The organism is Methanothrix sp. (genome assembly GCF_024518575.1).
Lineage (GTDB): Archaea > Halobacteriota > Methanosarcinia > Methanotrichales > Methanotrichaceae > Methanothrix_B.
Window position 1 is genome coordinate 1 of the sequence record NZ_JANIHG010000061.1, and the last position, 4,861, is coordinate 4,861.

4 protein-coding genes are annotated in these 4,861 nt (G+C 53.2%); 2 read left to right on the forward strand and 2 right to left on the reverse strand.

The features are described 5' to 3' along the window. The first annotated feature begins 498 nt into the window (after positions 1 to 498). Entirely contained in the window at positions 499 to 1,680 is a 1,182-nt protein-coding gene (locus tag NQU42_RS08110; protein ID WP_296610546.1) for a glycosyltransferase family 4 protein, read from the forward strand. Between the two features lie 31 nt (positions 1,681 to 1,711). On the opposite strand, the gene NQU42_RS08115 is transcribed toward NQU42_RS08110, so the two are convergent. After that, positions 1,712 to 3,820 carry an STT3 domain-containing protein gene (locus NQU42_RS08115; RefSeq protein ID WP_296610548.1) on the reverse strand — a complete coding sequence of 703 codons (2,109 nt, stop codon included), beginning with the start codon at positions 3,818 to 3,820 and terminating at the stop codon, positions 1,712 to 1,714. A 45-nt stretch (positions 3,821 to 3,865) separates the two neighbouring features. Beyond that, entirely contained in the window at positions 3,866 to 4,294 is a 429-nt protein-coding gene (locus NQU42_RS08120; RefSeq protein WP_296610549.1) for an FKBP-type peptidyl-prolyl cis-trans isomerase, read from the reverse strand. Between the two features lie 132 nt (positions 4,295 to 4,426). Here NQU42_RS08120 and NQU42_RS08125 point away from each other — a divergent pair, with 132 nt between their 5' ends. After that, positions 4,427 to 4,849, forward strand: a complete 423-nt coding sequence (locus NQU42_RS08125; RefSeq protein WP_296610551.1) for a hypothetical protein — start codon at positions 4,427 to 4,429, stop codon at positions 4,847 to 4,849. The last annotated feature ends 12 nt before the right edge of the window (positions 4,850 to 4,861 follow it).

Below are 4,861 nucleotides of genomic sequence, written 5' to 3' on the forward strand. Positions count from 1 at the left end.
GTGGAGACGTGCTGTTTGATGGAGGGAGCAGCAGGGGCACGGGCCCGGTATTCATATGGAAAGCAGGCCGAAGTCGTCTCGAAACTATTTAAGCTGAATGAGGAGAGGTGGTGTAGTTGGTGGAAAATACACCAAACAGAATCGATGTGCGTGACAATTTTGAGATGACCGCGTCACTTATGCCTGGGGCCGAGCCGCGCAGATTGTTTGGTCGTGTGCCCAAATGCCTGAACAGGCTGTCAGGAATCAGCATGCACTGGCAGACTGTTATATAAACCAACATGATGACCTGGCAGTTATAGTCGAAAAGAATTTCGAGATATGTGAAGGAGTGCTGTGTTGAATAACAAATAGCTCTGGGGTCGTATGCTATCGATTTTTGCCAGAGGTTGAATCTGCATTAATTCAGCCTATGCTATCGGATCCTCAGACTCCAATACGGCAGTGAAAGAGTTAAATCATATCAACCTATTAAGATGTATTGTTAAAGGTGAGCTGATGCGTATAGGTATGTTCTCCTGGGAGAGCCTCTATTCGGTGAAGGTCGGAGGCGTGGCACCGCATGTATCTGAGCTCTCTGAGGCTCTCGCCAGGATGGGCCACGAGGTGCATGTCTTCACAAGGCGTGGCGATTTCGATTACTATGATAAGATCAATGATGTCCACTACCAGCGTGTGGACTACGACCCCACAGGGGATATAGTCCACCAGATGGACACGATGTGCGACGCGATGGTCGATCGGTTCGAGGCTGTTCAGAAGATCTTCGGAAGGTTCGATGTGATTCACGGCCACGACTGGCATCCTGTGAATGCGATCGTGCGAATAAAAAACAGCCATTCCATTCCTCTGGTCTTCACCCTCCACAGCACCGAGTGGGGGAGAAACGGGAACAGTTATCCCCAGAGTCCGGTATCAAGAGAGATATCCCATCGCGAATGGCTCGGAGGCTACGAGTCCGCCAGGATAATAGTGACAACACAGTGCATGAAGTATGAGCTGATGATGCTTTACTCCATACCGGAGGAGAAGATCGAGATAATCCCGAACGGGATAGTGATCGGGAAGCTCAGAAGGGCTCTCGATGCTGGGCGGATCAAGGAGAGGTACGGCATACATCCGCTCGCGCCTGTGATCCTCTTCTGCGGCAGGATGTGCTACCAGAAGGGCCCGGATCTTCTTGTCAGAGCGATACCCGATGTGCTCAGGGAGAGATGGGACGCTAAGTTCGTCTTCGTCGGCGAGGGCGATATGAAAGGAGAGTGCGAGCGGCTGGCGAGAGAGCTCGGCGTCGATCACGCATGCAGGTTTCTGGGATACGTTCCGAGCTCTACCAAAGAGGATCTGATGAACGCATGCGATATCATATGCCTTCCGAGCAGGAACGAGCCGTTCGGTGTTGTCGTGTTGGAGGCCTGGGATGCAGGAAAGCCTGTGGTCGCCACGGATGCGGTCACTATAATTAAAAACTTCGAGGACGGGCTGCTGGCCTACATACAGCCGGAGTCCCTGGCATGGTGCATCAGGCGTCTGCTCAGCAATCCTGATGAGATGAGAAGGCTCTCTCTCATGGGCCGGACGAGGCTAGAGCGCGACTTCAGCTGGGATAAGATCGCAGAGATGACTGTGAGGGTCTATGAGGATGTGCTCTCTCAACAGAAGACATCCCCTTCACCCTGAAGAGGTTTGACAGAGCCGCGCTCGATCTCTGTCAAAGATCCAGATGGAGTGTGCTGCCCTCAAGCACATCTTTTTCTTCGATGCTCAGCTCTTTTGCGATCTCCGGGTTCATGATGAGATAATCTCCATCGGCTCTGACGGCTCCATTGGCTCCGGTCGAGTACGGCAGGCGGAGGGTGTAAACACCATCCACTGGCGCTGCCTCAATCGCATACTGGAACCTCCTGCCCTGGTTCGTTGTTATATTGAGGATTGCAACGACGGGCCCGCTGCTCCTTCCGGTGACGAGAGCTCCGGGAACATGCTCGAAGATCTTCACGCTCGCGGTGCTCGGGCTCTCTCCTCTGAATGTGCCAGACTCGTAAACGAGCCTCAGATTGCTCATGTTAAGACCATCGTACAGCTGGAGGCGTGCGAGCATGGTTCTCCTGAGCCGGTCCGTGAGCTCTATGCTGAGATACTTCCCTGAGGGGGTGTACCTCAGGTAGCTTGACGGATCCTCCCCGATCCATCGCGCTGTCGATGGGAGGGTGAGATACAGCATCTCCCATGTTGTTATGACATACCTCGCCCCCCGTTTATTCAGAATCCCCTCCGCATCGCTCTCGCTCTCAGACAAAAAGAACCTAGTGGAATCATACACTCCTGCCTGGAAGTTGTTCGCAATCACCGGTCGTTTCCCAAGGTAGATTATCCAGTTTCCATAGCTCCAGCTGCTCATTATGCCGTACTCCGGTTTTCTGGATGGATCGTCGTAGAAGCTGGTCGGTGGCGTCTCTTCCTTCAACCACCTCAGCGCATCCACCCAGTCCCCCTCTATATCAGGAGCATCATCCGAGATCCTGCTGAGCCTCCATATAGACGGCATGGCCATCACAACAAGAATGATAAGCGTGAGCGCCATCATCTGCCTTCTCCCCCTCCTCTCAGCAAGCGTGCAGAGCTCTGAGAAGAGGACAGCGAAGAGGATGGACATGTTCATCGCGAGGATGTAGAGGAATCTTTTCTGCCCGAATGTGAGAAGCAGGGCGATGAGTGTCCATATGATAAGAAGAACCTTCTTACGGTCGTAAATGTGTTGCCTCGCGACCAGTGCCAGAACTGCCACTGTTATGATGATGTTGAGCCCCAGAACCGATTTGAGATCCATTGTCAGAAGCGGGCTGGCCTCCTCTATTAGCCCGGACATCTCACCGCCGATGATGTAGGGAAGCCTGGCCACCAGGGTTGTGTAGAACGCAGATGCTATGCCATCTCTGAGTGCATAGACCGCAAGCAGGACGATCAGACCAGCGGCTATCATGATACCTGGAAGCGAGTACCATGGCAGCCGTTTCTGCGAGAGGATGTAAATCGCATATCCCAGAACAGATGCTCCGAACAGAGCGAATATTGCGATGGCCGAGGGGAGCATCCAGTGACTGCTCCAGAATGGGAGCACGAGCATCGAGGCGATCGCGGACGCTGCCAGGATATCCTTCGGCGGCTCTCTGCCATCCCTGAGATCCAGGGAGATCCTGGCTATAATGTAGATCAGAACCATTAGTATATACGCGGCTGAGCCCATCCATGTGTAGGCGAGGAGCGCAATCGAGATCCCGGCGGCTGCAGACCATCTCATGTCGCTGGCTGATCTCAGAAGCGATAGCACGATCAGCAATAGCAGCAGCATCTCCAGGGCATGGTGATCGACGTATCCGAACGAGTTCACAGCCACCGCGTATGAGGATATCGTGAGAAAGAACGCAGATGCCAGCCCGATACGCTCATCGAACATCTCCCTCGCAGCGAGGTAGATGATTCCAACTGTTAGGGCGCCGAGAGCAGGCGGAAGCAGCGATGCCAGCACCTCCGCGCCGTATGCGCTACCGCCGAACGATGCAAGAGCAGCCCCGAGGATATCGAAGAGCGGTGGCCAGGTTATCTCAAGCCCGTTTGGGTAATCCACATATGAATCGAACCATAGCGTGGCAGGAAAGTGATTCACTGTATAAATAATCCTGCGCATGTGGTAGTAGGAGTCTGGGCCGTAGAAGAGCACAGATCCGTCTGATAGGGCGAACCTTCCAGCATATAGCCTCAAAAGAAATGCTGAGATGATCAGAATCACCACAGTCCAGAGCCTGCGCTGCGACCTCATTAGAGACCCGCCTGTTGACGATCCAGCTCTATTTTGTGAATTGGGTCACACTATCTCCAGCAGCCTGATCTCGTATATCAGATCGACGCCTGCAAGCGGATGGTTTGCGTTCAGCACTACCTTGTCTCCTATGATATCCATGATCTCCACATTGATCACCCTACCATCATCCTCCACGATCTCGAGAGTATCACCTATCTTCAGCTCGACGTCCATGGGCAGCCTGGACCTCTCGACCTCGACCTCGAGATCCTGCCTGTAAGGACCATACCCCTTCTCAGGGGGGATCCTCACGGTCTTCACCTCTCCCGGGCTCATCCCAATGACCGCCTCCTCGAACCCGGGGAGCACCCTGCTCTCTCCCAGAACAAACTCGAAGGGATCCCCGCCCTCGGAGGTATCCACAATGACTCCTCTCTCAAGCCGCGCAGTGTAATGCACACGGACCCTGTCCCCCAGCTTAGCTCCGGCCATAAACACATCTCCATGTATCAAGATCCTGTATGCTAAGCATGTATAATATCTTGCTGCTGCATCTCAGAGTCGAACATAATTGACCGTAAAATACTTATTCAGTTATAAACAACTCGATGATGGAGGTCTGGGATGGATCAGCTGGTGGCAACAGTTGTGCCGATATTTGCGGCCGGTTTCGCAATACAGCAATTTCTTGAGATACTGGATCCGATAGTTGTGAGGCTGATAGGGGAGAGGGACAAGAAGCTGATCCTGGGGATAATCTCACTGATCGCGGGTCTTCTGATAGCCTTTGGCACAGGCCTGCGTGTACTGGCACCGCTCTGCATCTACAGCGATGTTCAGGAGGGATATTACTTCGACCTGCTCGACGCGCTGATCACGGCTTTCATAATAAGCGCCGGCACAGAGGGCATCAACTCTGTGATGAAGTTCCTGGGCTACGCGAAGGAGAGCAAGAAGGGAGATGCTGCAGCTCTGAAGGCGTGGGTGAGCAGGGATGAGGATGCCAGAGACATCATGTACAGAATGGACAGAAAAAGAGAAAGATAGAGGGAAAGATAG

What these genes read in the sequence shown, in the direction of transcription:
- NQU42_RS08110 (WP_296610546.1), top strand. Translation starts at nt 499, where the DNA reads ATGCGTATAGGTATGTTCTCCTGGGAGAGCCTCTATTCGGTGAAGGTC.
- NQU42_RS08115 (WP_296610548.1), bottom strand. Translation starts at nt 3,820, where the DNA reads ATGAGGTCGCAGCGCAGGCTCTGGACTGTGGTGATTCTGATCATCTCA.
- NQU42_RS08120 (WP_296610549.1), bottom strand. Translation starts at nt 4,294, where the DNA reads ATGGCCGGAGCTAAGCTGGGGGACAGGGTCCGTGTGCATTACACTGCG.
- NQU42_RS08125 (WP_296610551.1), top strand. Translation starts at nt 4,427, where the DNA reads ATGGATCAGCTGGTGGCAACAGTTGTGCCGATATTTGCGGCCGGTTTC.